16 protein-coding genes are annotated in these 17,636 nt (G+C 43.5%); 5 read left to right on the top strand and 11 right to left on the bottom strand.

The window, feature by feature from the left end:
- Window positions 1-298 precede the first annotated feature (298 nt).
- Complete coding sequence (locus ACQW03_RS20970) at window positions 299-964, top strand: cupin domain-containing protein (protein WP_441951557.1); 666 nt, start codon at window positions 299-301, stop codon at window positions 962-964.
- A gap of 112 nt (window positions 965-1,076) precedes the next feature.
- Window positions 1,077-1,307, top strand: coding sequence for a hypothetical protein (locus ACQW03_RS20965; RefSeq protein WP_071641702.1), 231 nt, complete (start codon window positions 1,077-1,079; stop codon window positions 1,305-1,307).
- A 189-nt stretch (window positions 1,308-1,496) separates the two neighbouring features.
- On the opposite strand, the gene ACQW03_RS20960 is transcribed toward ACQW03_RS20965, so the two are convergent.
- Complete coding sequence (locus ACQW03_RS20960) at window positions 1,497-1,625, bottom strand: hypothetical protein (RefSeq protein WP_256703311.1); 129 nt, start codon at window positions 1,623-1,625, stop codon at window positions 1,497-1,499.
- A gap of 168 nt (window positions 1,626-1,793) precedes the next feature.
- Here ACQW03_RS20960 and ACQW03_RS20955 point away from each other — a divergent pair, with 168 nt between their 5' ends.
- Window positions 1,794-2,060: a DUF2642 domain-containing protein gene (locus tag ACQW03_RS20955; RefSeq protein ID WP_025719729.1), complete on the top strand. Its 267-nt coding sequence runs from the start codon at window positions 1,794-1,796 to the stop codon at window positions 2,058-2,060.
- 70 nt (window positions 2,061-2,130) lie between these two features.
- Here the strand turns inward: ACQW03_RS20955 and ACQW03_RS20950 are convergent, their stop codons facing one another.
- Together ACQW03_RS20950 and ACQW03_RS20945 are read right to left on the bottom strand one after the other, a co-directional pair.
- Window positions 2,131-3,684 (bottom strand): GH25 family lysozyme, encoded by a 1,554-nt coding sequence (locus ACQW03_RS20950; protein WP_441951554.1) that lies wholly within the window; start codon window positions 3,682-3,684, stop codon window positions 2,131-2,133.
- A gap of 239 nt (window positions 3,685-3,923) precedes the next feature.
- Entirely contained in the window at window positions 3,924-4,949 is a 1,026-nt protein-coding gene (locus tag ACQW03_RS20945; protein WP_441951552.1) for a YeiH family protein, read from the bottom strand.
- Between the two features lie 118 nt (window positions 4,950-5,067).
- On the opposite strand from ACQW03_RS20945, the gene ACQW03_RS20940 reads away from it, so the two are divergent.
- Window positions 5,068-5,955, top strand: coding sequence for a LysR family transcriptional regulator (locus ACQW03_RS20940; RefSeq protein ID WP_071641708.1), 888 nt, complete (start codon window positions 5,068-5,070; stop codon window positions 5,953-5,955).
- A 64-nt stretch (window positions 5,956-6,019) separates the two neighbouring features.
- On the opposite strand, the gene ACQW03_RS20935 is transcribed toward ACQW03_RS20940, so the two are convergent.
- The 7 genes from ACQW03_RS20935 to ACQW03_RS20905 all read right to left on the bottom strand — a co-directional run bounded on the left by ACQW03_RS20935 (window position 6,020) and on the right by ACQW03_RS20905 (window position 14,150).
- Window positions 6,020-7,597 carry a glycoside hydrolase family 43 protein gene (locus ACQW03_RS20935; protein ID WP_071641710.1) on the bottom strand — a complete coding sequence of 526 codons (1,578 nt, stop codon included), beginning with the start codon at window positions 7,595-7,597 and terminating at the stop codon, window positions 6,020-6,022.
- Between the two features lie 16 nt (window positions 7,598-7,613).
- The gene (locus tag ACQW03_RS20930; protein WP_441951549.1) at window positions 7,614-8,570 is read right to left on the bottom strand and encodes a pectinesterase family protein; all 957 of its coding nucleotides are present in this window, start codon (window positions 8,568-8,570) and stop codon (window positions 7,614-7,616) included.
- A gap of 25 nt (window positions 8,571-8,595) precedes the next feature.
- Entirely contained in the window at window positions 8,596-9,480 is an 885-nt protein-coding gene (locus tag ACQW03_RS20925) for a dienelactone hydrolase family protein (protein ID WP_220025567.1), read from the bottom strand.
- A gap of 23 nt (window positions 9,481-9,503) precedes the next feature.
- Window positions 9,504-10,865, bottom strand: a complete 1,362-nt coding sequence (locus tag ACQW03_RS20920; protein ID WP_028540500.1) for a glycoside hydrolase family 28 protein — start codon at window positions 10,863-10,865, stop codon at window positions 9,504-9,506.
- A gap of 131 nt (window positions 10,866-10,996) precedes the next feature.
- A complete protein-coding gene (locus ACQW03_RS20915) occupies window positions 10,997-12,517 on the bottom strand; it encodes an extracellular solute-binding protein (protein ID WP_076293479.1) in 1,521 nt (506 codons plus the stop codon).
- Between the two features lie 28 nt (window positions 12,518-12,545).
- Entirely contained in the window at window positions 12,546-13,169 is a 624-nt protein-coding gene (locus tag ACQW03_RS20910) for a YesL family protein (RefSeq protein WP_071641716.1), read from the bottom strand.
- Window positions 13,170-13,190: 21 nt separating this feature from the next.
- Window positions 13,191-14,150, bottom strand: coding sequence for an ABC transporter permease (locus tag ACQW03_RS20905; RefSeq protein WP_023989418.1), 960 nt, complete (start codon window positions 14,148-14,150; stop codon window positions 13,191-13,193).
- 269 nt (window positions 14,151-14,419) lie between these two features.
- On the opposite strand from ACQW03_RS20905, the gene ACQW03_RS20900 reads away from it, so the two are divergent.
- Window positions 14,420-15,319: a carbohydrate ABC transporter permease gene (locus ACQW03_RS20900; RefSeq protein WP_013311057.1), complete on the top strand. Its 900-nt coding sequence runs from the start codon at window positions 14,420-14,422 to the stop codon at window positions 15,317-15,319.
- Here ACQW03_RS20900 and ACQW03_RS20895 read toward each other — a convergent pair.
- A complete protein-coding gene (locus ACQW03_RS20895) occupies window positions 15,316-17,577 on the bottom strand; it encodes a helix-turn-helix domain-containing protein (protein WP_441951544.1) in 2,262 nt (753 codons plus the stop codon). The two genes, ACQW03_RS20900 and ACQW03_RS20895, sit on opposite strands and share 4 nt — an antisense overlap.
- Between the last annotated feature and the right edge of the window lie 59 nt (window positions 17,578-17,636).

Below are 17,636 nucleotides of genomic sequence, written 5' to 3'. Positions count from 1 at the left end.
ACGTCCGTTGCAGTATACCATAAGCCGCATTTACGTATCATCCGGCTCTGGTCCTAAGACTACCCAAGCAAATAAAACGCCATCCCTAAAGGGATGACGTGTATTAAGAACAATGGATCATGTTCTGACCACACTTGAATACGTGACTTTTTTCGCTATTTTTCGCTTCAACTTGCCCGGGACCGGAGCCTGATTTCTACTAATTCAAATCACATATCCGCGCACACATACATGGGCGTATGCATAGGGTAGCGTACGATCATCAAATTTCGAATAATAGAAAGGCAGGAAACGACGCGTGGATTCATATATGGATTACACCTCCCCTACTGTACAATTCACCTATGATTTAAGAGACAATGTTTTGTTTCAGAAGGATGCTCAAAACTCGATCAACGAGCTGTCGATCCAGCAGCTGAATACATTGGCAAATGTATCGCTGCTGGATATTCGCCTTAGCACAGCTAATGTAGTGGAGCCTCACTATCACCAAAATGCCACAGAACTGATATACTGCATCTCTGGGGCAGTAACCGTGTCACTGATTAATCCCTTCACCCTCGAGTTACGACATTTTCCGATCACACCTGGCCAAGTGGCTAACGTTCCCCAGGGATGGTGGCATTATCTGGTCGCTACGATGGACAACACTCATTTGTTGGCCATTTTTAATGCTCCGACCCCTGATTTCATACTGGGCTCCGACATTTTGCGGCTAACGCCAAGTAACATTCTGGCTCATACTTACTGCCTGAATGAGAATAAGATTCAGGAAGCACTCTCCCCTATTAAAAAGCCTGTCATCATCGGTCCTCCCAATGACTGCAAGCAGCAGCCTCCTCGAAAACCCGGGATACATGTAAGGCTTGCCGATACTTCAGCACACCCTCAGATCGCCTCCCAAAGCGGTTACGCCCATACCCATGGATATCCTGGCTTTTCTTTTAATCCCTATCAAGATTAGGCTAACTCTGGTCAGGCTTTAAGTTCGAGGGAATACCTTTTCCCTGTATGTTCGCCGTTACCATAAGACCTTCCCTCTCATAAAATGCCAATGTATAAGAGGGGGTGATGGAATGGACGCTTATTACAACTGTTTGAACTGTATGAATAAAAGGGTGCGTGTTCTCACCGTTGACGGAAAACAGTACGAAGGAACCATTATGGATGTGGATCGTAATAATGTGTACTTAAAAACAGAACGGAACGGACGTGTACAAACGTCTGCCTTTTATCCTGGCTACGGGTATGGGAATCAAATCTTAACTTTAAGCCTGTTTACCCTGCTGGCGATTGCGTTAATTTAATCCCTGAGCCATTGTCCGTTCCTGTCTATAGATGCCAATGTACCTCAAATGACAGCTGCCCAGCCCGGCACAGATTGTGTAGGGCTTGTACGCTGTTATTTGGGGTGTTTTATCATATGTTTCATCCTTTAAAACACTTAACCCCCCATTGGTTATATACCAATGGGGGGTTAAGCTACTCATTTCAATTTAAATCCATAAAGACTTCGTAATGATAACAAGCAAAATGAACAGTACCAGGATAGCTCCTGTCGATGTCCATACTCCTGGGTAGCCCCCTACTGAACCGCCGCCACAACCTCTTTCACATTCACTCATGGTCATTGCCTCCTTCAATTCAAGGTACAACATAGCTTATGTATTGAGCTTTCCTATGGACCGGGCTTTTCGGCAATGTTATGAATGTTTTCGCTGATGGGCATTAGCCTACACCTTTCCTAGGCAGGAGCATAGGATAACACAACTAATCTTGAAGGAGTGAAGCAATTGAATTCAAATCAAATGCTCAATTACAACGTTAATCAACCTTTTCCTCACCATCCTACCTCTCACCACGTCGTGGTTCACCCTGTAGATCCATACGTCGTAGAAACATTAAAATCGGTGATCGGCAAGTACGTTGTACTTGAGACAACACGTGGCAGAATTGATGGATGCGTAGTCGATTGTAAGCCCGACCATGTCATTTTAGATGTATACGGAAAAAAATTCTTTGTTCGAATCAGCGAAATCGTATGGATCATGCCCAACTAAACAAATCAGACATTAAAAATCCTCGCAGATCCGTTCTGGATTCGCGAGGATTGATCAAGACATGATTATGCTAATCGAGCTCTCCTGTTAGTGAAGCCCGGAGTTCATCTATCGTTCCGTTGTATTCATCCAAATCGACCTGGCCTCGAATACCCGGAACACTGCCTGTACTACTGTACTGCCAAGCCCACCAGTTATTCCAAGCTGGAACCGCGGTCGGCTTTTGCGTAGTGCTGTATCGGGCTACCCACAGTTTATACATAGAAAATGTAGGATCAAACTGGGAAGCAAAAACATTACCCGTGTATACGATCGGCTGACGCCCGGTAAGTCTCTCCATTTCATCCAAAAAGGCACGAGCCACTTCACTAATTTGCGCAGGAGTAAGGCCTTTGGGGTTATTTTCATAATCCATCACAGGAGGCAGATCCAGCCTTCCTCCTGCTGAATCTATAGCCCTGGCAAAATTAGCGGCTTCCTGACGAGCTCCATCCGCGGTAGTAGCGTTCAAAAAGTGGTAAGCGCCGACCAAGATGTTAGCATCTCTGGCACCCTGTACATTTATCAAAAATTGATTATCTTGATATTTTGTGCCCTCTGTAGCCTTAATAAAAGCAAATGTCTTGCCTGCTGCTGCCACTTGCTGCCAATCAATATTGCCATTATAGTGTGAGACGTCAATTCCTTGCGCGTGTCCATCAGAAGAAATCGCAGGTACAACAGGTATAGTAGGTATAGTAGGTATAACGTCCTCGGTAGTTGATGGCTCCTCTGTTTTCTGATCCAACGCTATAACAACCTTACCATCATCCGCATTGAGTACATGAAAGGGTGTGCTGTGATTAAGATCAACCACAATACGTACCGATGCGGGGGTTGTACTAAACATGGAGTATCTTACTTGGGAAACATCTGGATCTTCAGTGACTGGAAAACTTCCTTGTCCACTACTGTCAAATGATTGCGATGCTAGAAATTCCTCAGAAAACGTTGAACTAGGTATGTCTACAACAATACGGTCTGCATGAGTCAACGTAGTTACTTTGGGGGTTGCTTTTCCATTAACAGCTATAGTCAATTGGTGATTAGCGAAGCTAATTTGGTTTATAGCTGTACGCGCACTCTCTTTAGGATTACTTACAGCTGGAGTAGCAGAATGATCATGAGTGGACTCGCTATTGCCGCTTGAAGTAGGCGGAGTCGTCAGGAACACAGTTTTAAGCTCGTTGTTCCAGGCCACATCAATCCCTGTCTGTTCGGACACAAAGCGAAGCGGAACATAAGTCGTCCCCTCTCTAAGCAAAGGGGCTACAGCCAATCCCATTTGATGATCATTGACAGAGGCTATGGGATTGTTGACCTGAAGAATGAGGTTAAGATTTTGCTTATGTATAGTTATGGTCCCTGTCTTGGACTCCCAATTCACACTGTAACCCAATTCTTCTACAATGAGACGGAGTGGAACCAGTACATTCCCCTTTACTTCTTGAATCTGAACACCTTTGCCAACACTTATATCTTTACCATCCAACTGAAGATGTGAGCTCGAAGATGCAGCATGACCTTCTCTTGGAAATGCTAGTAGAAACAGAAACAAAAAAGCAAATAAACAAATTTTCTTCATTATGTACCCTACCATTCTCTAAATTTTCGCTTATGAAATTCTTGCAATCTATGATTCTTAGGACCTCCATTTTGATAGACGCGAATCATATGTAAAAAGTTACGATTGATTCAGTATATATTTCAGTCTTATCATACAAAAGCACTAAAAAACTCTGCCAGCTATACAGCAAGCAGAGCTTTTTCCAGTTTTATTAATCCAGTTTACTAGCAATCTTATCACAAACGAATACTTCATGTTCACACTGTTAAAAATGTTAACCCTATAAGAATGATCGAGGTAACAGATAGTACCAGTAAGGGTAGCATTGCTTTCTCCCGCAAAGCCTTAAAGCTCACATTCAGCCCCATGCCTACCATAGCCATCGTTAACATAAAGGTGGTAACTTGAGAAATTCCGTTCGTCAGACTAGATGGAACTACAATATATTTTCCAAAAACATAGCTGCCCATAATACTTGTAGCCATAAAGCCGATGAGGAACCAGGGGAACTCCACTTTAGCGTCTGTATGAATTTTTCCAGTTCGTTTCATCCAATACATTAAAACAAAGCTGAGCGGTATGAGTAAGAAAACACGCCCCAGTTTGGCTAATAAGCCCATTGCAAGTGCATCCTGTCCGGCAGGCGCTGCAGCTAAGGCCACATGTGCAATTTCATGTAAACTGATACCCGACCAGATTCCATATTGCATATCCGTCAAAGGAAGCCAGGGCCGAAGCACAGTAAACAAAATGGCAAATACCGTTCCAACCAAGGCAATGAGTCCTACCCCTATGGCTGTATCCTCATCTTTGGATTTTAACAAGGGAGAAACCGCTGCAATCGCTGCTGCACCGCAAACTCCTGTTCCAATACCAAGAAGAAGCGAAAGCGAAGCATCTGCCTTGAAACGTTTTGCCAGCCAAACCGTAAAAAAGATGGAAAATACAACAGTGCCCACATCACGCAAAAGTAAACCAAGTCCATGATGAATGACAACATCCATGTTCAACTTCAGCCCAAATAACACAATAGCTCCACGTAGTATTTTCTTTGCTGAAAACTCAACCCCCAAGCGCACAGCTTCAGGGTATCCCCACAACTGTCGGTACAGAATAGCGAGAAACATGGCACAAGCCAATGGACCTACATAATGAAAGCCTGGCAATTCGTTCAGGCCATAGCCTGCCAAAGCAAATAACATCGTGAGGACAATGCCAAATATACGCTGGAATAATCGCCCTCTGTTCGAAAATAATTTGGTGTGTTGTGTATGACTGTTCATGGTGAACCCCTCCAATTCTACATGCATCCAGCTTAATATCTTTTTTGTCATAAGAAAAATAAATCATTATAATAATGATAATAAGTGAATAGATATGATAAATTTGGAGGAATGGGCTTTGGACCAATCTTTAATCGTATTTGTTATGGTCGCGGAGAAACAAAACTTCACACGAGCTGCCGAGGTGTTACACATGACCCAACCTGCGGTAAGTCAATATATTCAAACGCTGGAACGTAGCGTAGGAACCCGCCTCCTGGAGCGTAGCAATAAGTACGTACGCTTAACCAAAGCAGGTGAAATTGTGTATCATCATGCTCAGGAGATTATCCGTCTTCATACACGGATGCAGTATTTGGTGGACGAGCTGATGCATACAGCAAAAGGAAACCTGTCGATCGGCGCAAGCTACACGTATGGCGAATATGTGCTGCCACATGTGATCGCGCAAATGAGGGTCCGGTATCCACTCATTCAGCCCTCCATTACCATCGGCAACACCCAAGAAATTGAAAAACTCATGATCCATAATCAACTCGATGTAGGAATTATCGAAGGAGAATTTCAGCATGACCATTTACATATCGAATCTTTTGCTGATGATAGAATGTATATTGTCGTTCCGCAAAATCACCGTTTGGCTGGTAAATCTCAAGTGGATGTAAGTGAGCTGCAAGAGGACATCTGGATTCTACGGGAAGAAGGTTCTGGAACCCGGGAAGCGGCTGAAAAAATGTTTGCACGGTTTCAGTTCTCCCCTTCTCATATGATGAATTTTGGCAGTACACAGATCATCAAAGAGTCTGTAGAAGCAGGTTTGGGGATTTCTTTGCTGTCCCAATGGGTCATTCAGAAGGAACTTGCTCTGGGAACATTAAAAGTACTGGATATTCGTAATCTTCCGGTTATTCGAAAATTTTCTTTCCTAACTCCTGCTTCGACATTTGAAACGAAAGCAAGCACCGCTTTTTTGGAGATTTTGCGAAGTTATAATGTGAAAAGGTAAAGTACAGAAACAACGAAAAAAGCACCCATTAAGGTGCTTTCAACATAATCATTATCATGTTTTTTTATGAGGAAAGATGATCCTTACCATGATAAAAGAAATGAGAAAAATCAGCGTAGCTTCCTTGGAATTGTTGCATATCATGAGCAGCAATACCTACAAAATTTCCTGTAAAACCACCGGATAAAAAGCTGATATCCTGCATTTCAAAAAGCCGCTTCCAAGCAGGTTTGTCTCCGACTCCATAATAAAATTGCCCGTGGGATGCATGGACTTCCACAGCTAAATGTATAGGGAGATCGTCCTGAAGCGTAATTGCTTGAGGAACTAAGGTAAATGTATTGGCTTCACATCGCATCATGCGCAGTACCTTCCCTTGTCCCTCCTCATAGCTAATATAGGCGTACAAATAATCTTCTTCATTAAGGTACAGTAGAAGCCCCGCCATTTGTAAATAGCTTGTTGGCTGATACTCCAATGCTGTTTCTACCCGGAAATGATGATCCGTTTGCCGAATGGCCAGCACGTGATGCTGGAACAGACTTTGAATGGATTCTCCAGCCATAATCCGAAGGTAGCCGGGGCGCTGGCTTAATGAACACCAGCTATCGTCCGCCAGGATACGCAATGTGTTCCACGTTTTATCTAATGTGGTTCGCTCGAAAAAATCCTCGAAAATATAACTCTGCTGCTCTTGCTTAACCGAGAACATCCCTTGAGGTGCGGGTACCTCCAATTGAGGTGTATGGCCCCCAGCAGTTAATCGCAGCCAGCCTTCATCATTCCAGTACACTTGCTGCAAGGCTGTTTCCCGTCCTAAAATGGCATATTTCCCCTCTACTGGACGTGTGCATAAATGAGCCATGTACCATTCGCCGTCTGGTGTTTGTACAAGACTGCCATGTCCTGCGCATTGTAACGGGAAATCAAGTTGATCACGTGACGTTAGCATTGGGTTGTGCGGGTCCACTTCATATGGCCCGGATATCTGCTTGGAGCGTGCTACGGTAACGGCATGCCCCGTACCCGTTCCGCCTTCCGCTGTAACAAGATAGTAATAACCGTTTTGCTTGTAGATGTGAGGCGCTTCTGTTTTCTTCAAAGGAGTACAATCAAAGATTTTAACAGGCTCGCCAATGAGCTGTTGTTGCTTGCTGTCATACTCCTGCATGACTATACCGGAAGATTTATTGCTTTCCAACATGCGGTAATCCCACAATGCGTTCAACAGCCATTTGCGTCCGTCCTCATCATGAAATAAAGACGGATCAAATCCGCTACTGTTAAGATAAACGGGGTCCGACCACGGTCCTTGGATCGTAGGCGCCGTTATCACAAAATTATGAACATCCTTGAACGGACGCTTGGTGCTTTTCACATCCGTATAGAGCAGATAAAAAAGGTCATCCGCATAGCTAAGCTGCGGTGCCCAAATGCTACAATTTTTAGGATTACCTCTTAAGTCAACCTGATCGGTCAAAATATCTGTGCAATGCTCCCAATTTGCCAAATCTTTGGACTGGTACACCCGCACTCCAGGCAGCCACTCAAACGATGACACCACAATAAAGTAAGTATCTTCGACACGTGTAATACACGGATCGGGATTAAAGCCTTTTAATATGGGATTTTGGATCATCATGAAACCTCACTTCTCCTTACTTCCAAAATGTAACTTCAGCAAAAACCTGTTCCTTGCTCCATGCTTCTGTTCCCGCTTCAAAACAATCCGCCCATGGAACACGCTGCTTACGTAACGTAGCAACTTCATCGTGTTCGTTATATTCCTGATAACAGACCGTTTTCTCGTTCGCAACGTTGTTCCAATTGTCCCAGCCACGTGGGTCAATATGGTCGCCCATTTTACAATTGACAAATACGGTCTTGGCATATTCCCGCCACGGACGCCCCAAAAAAACCGGGGTAATATCAGGCTCTGCAGTTAGGTAGCAATGGTTGAATACATAACCATACGCTTGTCCTTGCGGCGTCGAGGCAGCTGTAACGTAGCTCGTTTGGTTCTTATGATGGCGTAAACTGCGAATTTCGCAATCTTCAAAATACGCGGTAGCCCCACCAAAAATAAAGTCCACCGTACCCTCTATATAACAATGCTGATAGAGCTGCCGATAGTGCTTATGATGCTCCTTCAAATGGATTCCACCAAACTGGAGTCGTTCTTTCGGTGCAGGAGGTAGAGGGCCTGTAAATAAAGTATCCTGGTGCCCTTTAAAGGTACAGTTTCTAAAGACTGTTTCATCACAATGAGCGTATACCGCAACGGCCTGCCCAATGGCTTCTCCCTGTCCTGCCGTGTTGGAAATCGTGAGATTTTCCAAGATCAGATGGCTACCGCCTAAAAATAAAGTAGGTGTCGCAAAGGTCCCTATTTCCTCACCTGCTTCATCCCGCTCCTTGGCATACCGATCCATTCGAATCTCTACCTGCCCGATGCCTATAATATGAAGATATGAACGGTAAATTCGTACCTCTTCCTCATAAGTACCTGATAAAATAGTTAGCGTTTCCATTTCATTGGAAGCCGACTGCTCCAATACAGCAATCGCCTCCTGAATCGTATGGAAATCACAAAAGGATTCTTTTCCAACTAGCATGGTTACCCCGATCCCTTCATTTGATTTACAGGTGTTCGGCCAAAAATGACTGCCACGCCGTTCGCATTTCCAACGTCTCCATATGTCCACCGCCCGCAATCACAGGCTGCCAATGCTCAGGGTGACCTGCCTCCTGGTAAGCTTCCAGCAGCCCTTTTGCCAAATGCTCGACTCCTTCAATAGGACACATCCGGTCATTTTGACCTGTTATACTCATCCGTGGACGAGGTACGATCCGCTTTTGAATATCCAAGGTGGTAAAATGCTTCAGCAAGCCGGGGACATAGGAATAAAAGCCATGATGATCCAATCCCCTTTTAGCGATTAGCGTATGGGCATCTACCTGTCCACAAATATCAACCGTGACCTGTATCCGTTCATCTAACGCAGCCATCCACCATGCCATGAGTCCGCCCATCGACATACCGATTGTTGCGATACGGGAAGCATCAATGTCTTCACGCTGGCACATATAATCCACCAAACGACGGTTATCATACAGCATCATGCCCCACAGCACTTGGCCCTGCCAGAGCATTTCTTTTACCAGCTCGCTCTCGGTTTTGCCCCCACGTTCATTGAAGCCCCACATGTCAATGCAGCATACGCAGTACCCCATGTCTGTCAGGGTTGTAGCAAACGAGGGCTGCTGCAAGTAAGAGCTGCTATGGATCAGTTCCTTGCGCCCGTTCGTATAATTGCCTCCATGCGAATGGTTAAAAACGACCAATGGGAACGGACCGTTCCCTTGTAAGGGTGTAGCTACATAAGCGGGTACAGACTCGATCCCGTTCAAGTCCAGCAGGAGACACTCCAGTCGATATCCCTCACGCTCTTCTTGATTCAGCAGAGTTGCCGTTACAGGGCGATCTGCCGGAAGGTCTCCCAACAATGCTTGCAACTTATCCACGTTGTACCTCCTTTCATGGCCTCCTAATTCATCATATTTTGTTCAGAAGGTTGTATTGTTACTTGTTCTATCAGCTTTTCGGGCTGAGCTGTATTCTTCGAATGGCAACGATTGATTTCAACGTCTTCCCCATTTTCAATATAAAAGGCAGGACCTTCATGATTCTCAATCGTCACATGTTGAAAACGAATATCCTTCACGTTACCTAGATAAAAACCACGGTTATTCATATCTTCTATCCCTGTCATCATGGCTGGACGACCGGGAATTGCATTTTTAGCCATAGAAATATCAATATTGGAAAATGTAATTTCAGCAATATATTGTTCTGCAAGTCCGTATAAGAATCCAGCAGCCGCATGAACCTGTCGTGCCGTAATATCGGAAAAATGGATTCGTCTAAAGCACGGGGTTTCATCGGTAATCGGATAGGGATTTTTGTCCCACACATATTTGTCTTTGCCCCGAGGGCCGCAGAAATAATAAAGATTCAGAATAAATGGACAAATTACATCTTCCATCACAATGTTGCTAACGCGAATATCCTCGATGGTTCCGCCACGTCCTCGTCTGGATTTCAGACGTATGCCCCGATCCGTTTGCTTGAACACGCAATTGCTGATCGTAACATTACGAATGTCACCACTCATTTCGCTTCCCAGTACGACTGCGCCATGTCCATGCACCATCGTACAGTTGGTAATCGTAATATTTTCACATGGAATTCGCTCTTGTGTATCTTCGGTTCCTGCTTTGATCGCAATACAATCATCGCCCACATCTATATTGCAGTTGCTAATACGAACATTGGAACAGGATTCAGGATTAATGCCATCCGTATTGGGGGAGTCCGCCGGGTTAAGAATGGACAAATTATCAATCGTAACGTTATAGCAAGCGATGGGGTTTACAGTCCAACTGGGGGAATTTTTTAACATAACATCTTTAATGGTAACCCGCTGACAACGGTCAAAGCTGATTAATTTGGGTCTCGGATACTGCAACTCCTCTGGATGATTGCGGTGCTTTTCCCACCACGGCTGACCATTTCCATCCAGCGTTCCGCTACCTGTAACTGAAATATTCTCAAGGTTCTGCCCATAAATGCATGACGCATGCACTTCCCGCTGAACGCCTTCCCATCTGGATTCTACTACAGGGTAATCAGCCAGTTCCGTACTGAAGGACAGAGTTGCGCCAGGGCTTACATGCAGCTCAATGTTACTTTTCAGAAAGATAGCACCTGTCAGATACGTCCCAGACGGAACAAAAACGGTTCCTCCTCCAGCATTGCTGGCCGCTTCAATGGCAGCCGCAATCGCTCCCGTAGCCAGCGTCGTGCCATCCTGAACTGCTCCATAATCTACAATGTTATACAATTGCATTTCGTTCTCTCCTGTCTTTATATTTTGTGAATGTTAGATCCATTTTGCATTGGGAAAGCATAAGCTGCCCCCGGATTTCAACATCCAAGAAATCATTCAAGGAGTCAGGGGGCAACAGCCATACTCAACTATTATTTTTTCGTTTTCTTATACGCTTCCTCGTACTCAGCAGTAATCCGTGATCCACCAGAGTTTTTCCAGTTTTCTACGGCTGCTTTAAACCCGGCTTCGTCAAGCTCACCCATAATAAATTTGAAGGAGGCGTCGGTAATGATTTTCTCCAGCTCTGTTCCTTGCTCATTAGCGGTGACTGAATCCAGTGGCACGGTCGGGTCCAGAACAGCAAATTCATTATTTTCTCGGACTAATTCATTAGCCAGTTCCTTTTCTGGATTGGCATCTTTTAAGTTGTAGGTCACTTCACTTGGTCTGGAGCTTGAAAACGGCTGAACATCTGCTTGCCACAAATCTGTATTCGTAATTTTGAAGGCTCCATCTTTTTCGATTGTATAATGAGTGCCTTCAATACCGCCGGTCATGTACATATATACATCTTTGTCAATTAAATCATCTACAAATTGCAGCAGTCTCTTCAACTCAGCTTCCGTTTTTACTTCAGATTTCGGGAATGCCAGCAAACCTCCAACCCCGCTTCCTTCAGACCATACGTGGTATTTGCCATCTCCATTCGAAATCTTGTTAACCGGTACCAGCTTCAGACCCTTTTGTAAGCCTTGGGACAAGGTTCTGAGGTTAGAGATATCGATCATGCCTGTATAAATACCTGCTTTACCTTGTGCAAATTGTTGCTGCTGGTCCGTTTTAGCGGTTACAGCAAAGTCTTTAGAGAGATATCCGTTTTTGTATAATTTATTGGAATACTTCAAGGTCTCCAAATATTGAGGAGTATCAAATTCCGGCGTAAACTTTCCGCTTTCATCTACTTTCCAGCCATTAGGTGTGCCAAAATAGGAACTTAAAGTTTTGAAGCTGCTATAGCGTAGATCCGATCTGTCAACAAACCCAGTCGTATCATTTTTTCCATTCCCATCTGGATCATTTTCTGTAAACGCTCTCGCAACTTCATACAACTCATCCAGTGTCGTCGGTACCTTCAGTCCTAAGCGATCCAGCCAATCCTGGCGAATGACCAGACCCGCCCGAGCCAGATTCTTCTGGAACGGAACGCCATACAGTACTCCTTCAATGGATGCGGCTTCCCGAACTTCAGGTGGGATTTTTTTCAAATTTTCATAGTCATCCAAATACTTTCCTACATCCCAGAATAGCCCTGATTTCAAAGAGCTTCGTACTGAAGAATTTGTCATCATCGTCAGGGTCACCATATCGGCCAATTCGCCGGATGCAAGCGCAGTAGTGATTCTCTCTTCTTTGGAAGCGTCAGGCACCCAATTGAACGTAATTTTAGAATTGGTGTATTCTTCAATTTTACTTTTGATCGTTTCTGTAGGCGGAGAAGCTGTGTGCAATACGTTTAACCAGGTAAATTCCAGTTTGGACTTCGGATCATAGGTTTGGCCGCTTTGATCCTCAGCACCCTTATCACCGCAAGCAGCTAAAAAAACACTCATGACCATTAGTACAGCAAGAAGGCCTGATACTCCCTTTTTCGTCGTGATTCCCTTTTTCATCGTGTTTGCTCCTTTTCTGTTTATATATTTATGCCATATCTTCCTCTTTCACCAGAACCTCTCGCTCTATTTTGCTGAACACCTGATGCGTCATCCACATCACGAGATAACCAATAATACTTGCTCCGGCAAAAGTTAGAATTCCTGGGTACAAGCCTAGAATCAATGCAAAAAGCACGACAATGGCTACAAAAAGAACAAGCGTATATTGTAAATACGAAAATCCAATCACTATCGACATTTTGACCTTCAGTCCGATACCTTTCCAATCATAGTGAGCCAGCAGCGGGAAAATGTAGGCCAAAGAGATGAGATACAAAAAGGCTCCAATAAGCGTCACCACACGAACATACCAGGACGAGACGTTGACTATATCCACGTAGAGCACGTAACCCACAAGGCTGTAAAGCCCGCCAATGATTGCTGCTTCTTTAAAGCTTTCTCTAAAGTAACGTACAAACGTCGAGAAAATGGCGACTTCCTCATTGCCCCGAATCCACTGCCTTAAAATACTAAGCATAGCAACGGTTGCAGGCCCAACGCCTATAAAACCCAAGCCCAGAATCGTCGCAACCGTCCAAAGCAAGTTAAGGTAGACCAGGCGCAGCAGGCGCATGCACCATTTGTTCATGTTTTCTACAAACCGTACCATTTTGCATCCTTCCCGTCGTCATTAGTAAACGCCGTCTTCACCAAATTTCTTGGCCAGTCGATTGGAGCCCATAATCAGGATTAAACCTACTACACCTTTAAAAAGTCCTACCGTCGTACTGAAACTTAATTGTCCATTCTTTAAGCCCGCAGTATAAATGTAGGTGTCAAAGATTTCGGCAACCTCGCGGTTTAATGAGTTCAATAACAGGTACATATGCTCAAAGCCCAAATCCAACGTGCTACCGATTTTCAAAATTAACAATGTAATAATGACCGGGCGAATCGCAGGCAAGGTAACGTGCCATGTCTTTCTCAGGCGTCCAGCACCGTCCATCTCTGCTGCCTCATACAATTGCGTATCTACCACTGTAATCGCAGATAGATAAATGATAGTAGACCAGCCGAGTTCCTTCCAAATCACTTGCCCGATGTAGACCGTTCGCAGCCATTGCGGAGAAGTTAAAAAGCTGATCTTCTCACCGCCCAGCGCGGCAATCATTTCATTCAGCACCCCACCGTCTACGGTTAGGAATACATAGGAAATCGAAACAATGATAACCCATGACATAAAGTGCGGAATGTAGATGATGGTTTGAATAATGTTTTTAAAAAACATCTTCCTAACCTCGTTTAGCATGAGTGCCAAAATGATGGGCAATGGAAAAAAGATTACAATGTTCAGCGCAAACAAAACCAGCGTATTTCGAAGCAGCATAAAAAACGTAGGCTCGGTAAACAAACGAATAAAATGCTTCATTCCTACCCATGGGCTGCCTGTGATTCCCTGAAAAGCTTGATAATCCTGAAACGCAATCACCAATCCTCCCATAGGAAAGTACTTAAAAATAATGAAGTACACCAGTCCGGGTAAAACCATTAGATAGAGCAACTTGTGTTTCTGCATTCGTAAAAGGCTTTCCGTCGTTCTTTTGTTCTTTTTCATTTTCATGTTTGGTGCGGGGACACTTGAAACTTTCATTAGTTCGACCTCCTTCAAACGTTCCTGTATACGTTTTCAAGAGTACGCGATTTTCGGCATTCCGCATATAATCATCAAATGATAGCGTTTACAAAATCAGGTACACAGCCTACTTTTCAACCTTTTCACCTTAGCTAATGATTACAACACAACCTAATGATCATCCGCTTTTCTCCATGATTAGAGAACACCTCAAGATTTGATTATATACGGAATTCTTTCCTCTTGATAAGGTTGACATGTAAACGATTACGAGGAGGTCAACCACATTGACACAACCATTACGAAAACAAAAGTTACGAAAAAAAGAATCGCTGGGCAGCCGTATTTTCAACATTGTAAACAGTACACTATTGATTCTCATTGCCCTCACTTGTCTCTTACCTTTTTTGAATATCATCGCCAGCTCTTTTGCCTCAACTGAAGAAGTGATAGCCAAGAAGTTTATTTTATTCCCAGTTACTTTTTCCTTGGATGCCTACCGCTATATTCTGTCGACTCCCACCATTTTTAGAGGTCTCGGGGTTTCGGTCGGAGTAACGATCGTCGGTACAGTTGTAAGTATGATATTTACTGCTTTTATGGCTTATGGATTATCCCGAAGATATCTACTCGGCCGCAATACGATTAACTTCATTGTAGTGTTCTCTATGTTGTTTAGTGGGGGGATGATTCCGACATTCCTGGTTGTAAAAAGCATGGGGCTTATCAATTCGTATTGGTCCTTGATTCTTCCCGTGGCCATTAATGCGTTTAACCTGATTATCATGCGTAACTTCTTTCAGGCGCTGCCAGATGATTTGGAGGAATCAGCCAAGATGGACGGGTGCAACGATTTTGGTATCTTCTTCAAAATTATGTTGCCGTTAGCCCTGCCTTCTATTGCAACCATCTCTCTATTCTACGCTGTTGCCTATTGGAATACGTATATGCACGCCATTCTCTATATTAATGATTCTGCCAAATGGCCGATTCAAGTCTTGCTACGTCAAATTGTAATCGTTTCCAGTGGTATGCAGGCAGAAGGAACTGCTGTGGATGTCATCCCGCCTGCGCAGACGATTAAGATGGCGGTCATTGTCATTGCGACCGTTCCGATGTTAATCGTGTATCCATTTGTGCAAAAACACTTTGTCAAAGGAGCTTTATTAGGAGCGGTTAAAGGCTAATTGGCTTGCTTCATCTTTCGGTAAGCTCCCGGTGTAACCTGTTCCTTTTTCCGAAAAGAGCGGATAAAGTTTTGCGAATTATGATATTGCAGTCGCTCAGCGATTTCTTTAATCGTCATATCGGTCTCAACGAGCCATTTCTTGCCCATTTGTAACCGGTAGCCCATTAGATATTCACTAAACGTCGTTCCGTATTCTTTTTTGAAAATACTGCTTAAATAATTCGGATTGTAATGAAGTCGGTCTCCAATGAGTTCTAATGATAATTCCTGGTCATATTCAGCACGGATAATAGCAGCAATTTTCTCCGAGAGACAGCGGAATTGCTGGTTGGTCTTCTCCTTCATGCTTTTTACCATGGGGAAAATAACTTGCTCTATCAGCATACGTTCTATCTCTTCCGGGTTACGGATGTCCAGCAAACGATGATACAAGGCATGATTGTCTTGCGTCAGCAGCACTTCAATCCCTAATAGCTGCTCCAATTGGATGAGGTTATTCACAAACCGTACCAACAGCACTTCAAAGTTCATGGAATGATTGTTTTTTATCATCATTTCCTCCAATAAAGAGTGCACGGTATGGTATACCTGCTCTTCGTCCCCTATTCGGATGGCATCAAACAGTTTTGATTCCAATTCCGTAGGATAATGAAGCAGCACCGGACCTGAAATGACCATGGAAATATCTTCATAAAAAATAATCGACTCTTTGCCTAAATTTAAACGGTGATGCAAAGCTTGCTTACTCATCTCACAGGCTTCTTTACTTTCTAATAAGTTATCATACGCTGTACTAATGCCGATGCTGATGGATACATTCAAATACTCTTTTACGTTTCGAACCAAAAGGGTCGCATCATCTAGGACTTGCTTTCTCATTTCCTGTTCGCTCTTACCTGTCAAAATTAATATGGTGGCCTGAGTGTTATCGTTCAAAATGATGGGAAGCATTCGCTGCTGCTCTGGAATCGTTTCTTCTACGATTTTATTAATAGCCAGCAGCAAAACATCTTTATCCGAGGGCTCTCGATCTCCCAGATTATCCAGTTGGACTAACAAGGTGATATACATTTGATTCTCGAGCTGCGGATAACCCAAGCGTGGCATTTTTCGTGCCAATTCCTCTGCAGAAATACGTTTGCGGAACAGGTTGAGAATCAATTGGGTTTCCAACTGTGGCATTTCGGACTGAATGAGACTTTCCAAGCTTTCCTTCTCGGTTACAATGTTGTCGATGGAACTAATAATCCATTCAATTTCATTTTTAGAAGGTTCATTTTTGAAAGCGAAATTAGGATTTTTAGGCAAGCTGCGTTTTATTTGCTGAAATGGCTTTGTAAAGTAAATGGCAATGAAGTACGCCACTACCACCATTAAGAACGTTAATACAAGTCCCATCATGATGATCCCAAATTTGGTCGTTTGAAAGGCATCCGCAATTTCTTTCTTATCTAATACCGTTAAATAAGTCCAATTATTATAGGCAGATTTGGCATAAATGACTTGTCGTGCAGGCTGCTGATCCGTTTTCTCCAAAGTTAACATACCTGTGTTGTTCGGCTTCACTGCAGCTTCTGAAATGTGCTGAAGCTGTTGGGTGGACAATAATTGTTCAGCAGGCTGGGTTTCATACATTAAATCGCCTTGTTTATTCAAAATAAAAACAGCCATATGATCCTCGGTTTGAATCGTATGATTTAACGTTTGCAGCGAAATATCCGACAAAGCAATGGCTTGCTTCTTCTTAGAGAATACAGGCAAGGTATTAACAAAACGAATTCCTTTATCTGTTTTAACCCAGAATAGTCCCTTCTCTTGGTGGTCGATATAGGTACTAATCAGCTTTTCTCGTTCCGTTTTCGTCAAATAGGACAGGCTTCCATTGGAGATTCTCCAATTCTGATCCAGACTGATTAGCGAATATTCCGTTCCCTCTAATCCCATCGTAGCAATATAATTGAGCTGAGTATTCACATTCCGATACGCTATAAAATCTTTTTCTGTAATGGGATTTTTCACAACATCATTAAAGGAACTGGTCGTGCTATACGTATTAAAAGCATATTCAATCGTTTGAATTTTCTGCTCCAGACTATTTCTGATCTGTGCCATGTAGCTTTGCTTGGTATTGGAAACTCTCTCCACAACGGAGCTAATTGTTGTAAAATAGATGTAGCTGCCAAAACTGGCCACCAATCCTATTCCCAAAACCAGAATCGTAATAAAAATAGTATAGAACATTCTTCCTTTTTTCATTGCGCTCCCCCTCTGGCTCTTTGCATCACAACAAAATTATAGCGCTTTCATAACAAGGT

It is taken from the genome of Paenibacillus sp. DRB1-1, from assembly GCF_052119485.1.
GTDB lineage: Bacteria > Bacillota > Bacilli > Paenibacillales > Paenibacillaceae > Paenibacillus > Paenibacillus polymyxa_B.
The sequence above is the reverse complement of the archived record's forward strand: the minus strand, read 5'-3'. Positions and strand labels throughout refer to the sequence as shown.

Bases quoted from the DNA above. Each gene is read 5' to 3' on its own strand.
- ACQW03_RS20905 (WP_023989418.1), bottom strand. From the start codon at position 14,150: ATGAAAGTTTCAAGTGTCCCCGCACCAAACATGAAAATGAAAAAGAAC.
- ACQW03_RS20915 (WP_076293479.1), bottom strand. From the start codon at position 12,517: ATGAAAAAGGGAATCACGACGAAAAAGGGAGTATCAGGCCTTCTTGCT.
- ACQW03_RS20960 (WP_256703311.1), bottom strand. From the start codon at position 1,625: ATGAGTGAATGTGAAAGAGGTTGTGGCGGCGGTTCAGTAGGGGGCTAC.
- ACQW03_RS20930 (WP_441951549.1), bottom strand. From the start codon at position 8,570: ATGCTAGTTGGAAAAGAATCCTTTTGTGATTTCCATACGATTCAGGAG.
- ACQW03_RS20895 (WP_441951544.1), bottom strand. From the start codon at position 17,577: ATGAAAAAAGGAAGAATGTTCTATACTATTTTTATTACGATTCTGGTT.
- ACQW03_RS20965 (WP_071641702.1), top strand. From the start codon at position 1,077: ATGGACGCTTATTACAACTGTTTGAACTGTATGAATAAAAGGGTGCGT.
- ACQW03_RS20920 (WP_028540500.1), bottom strand. From the start codon at position 10,865: ATGCAATTGTATAACATTGTAGATTATGGAGCAGTTCAGGATGGCACG.
- ACQW03_RS20910 (WP_071641716.1), bottom strand. From the start codon at position 13,169: ATGGTACGGTTTGTAGAAAACATGAACAAATGGTGCATGCGCCTGCTG.
- ACQW03_RS20950 (WP_441951554.1), bottom strand. From the start codon at position 3,684: ATGAAGAAAATTTGTTTATTTGCTTTTTTGTTTCTGTTTCTACTAGCA.
- ACQW03_RS20945 (WP_441951552.1), bottom strand. From the start codon at position 4,949: ATGAACAGTCATACACAACACACCAAATTATTTTCGAACAGAGGGCGA.
- ACQW03_RS20935 (WP_071641710.1), bottom strand. From the start codon at position 7,597: ATGATGATCCAAAATCCCATATTAAAAGGCTTTAATCCCGATCCGTGT.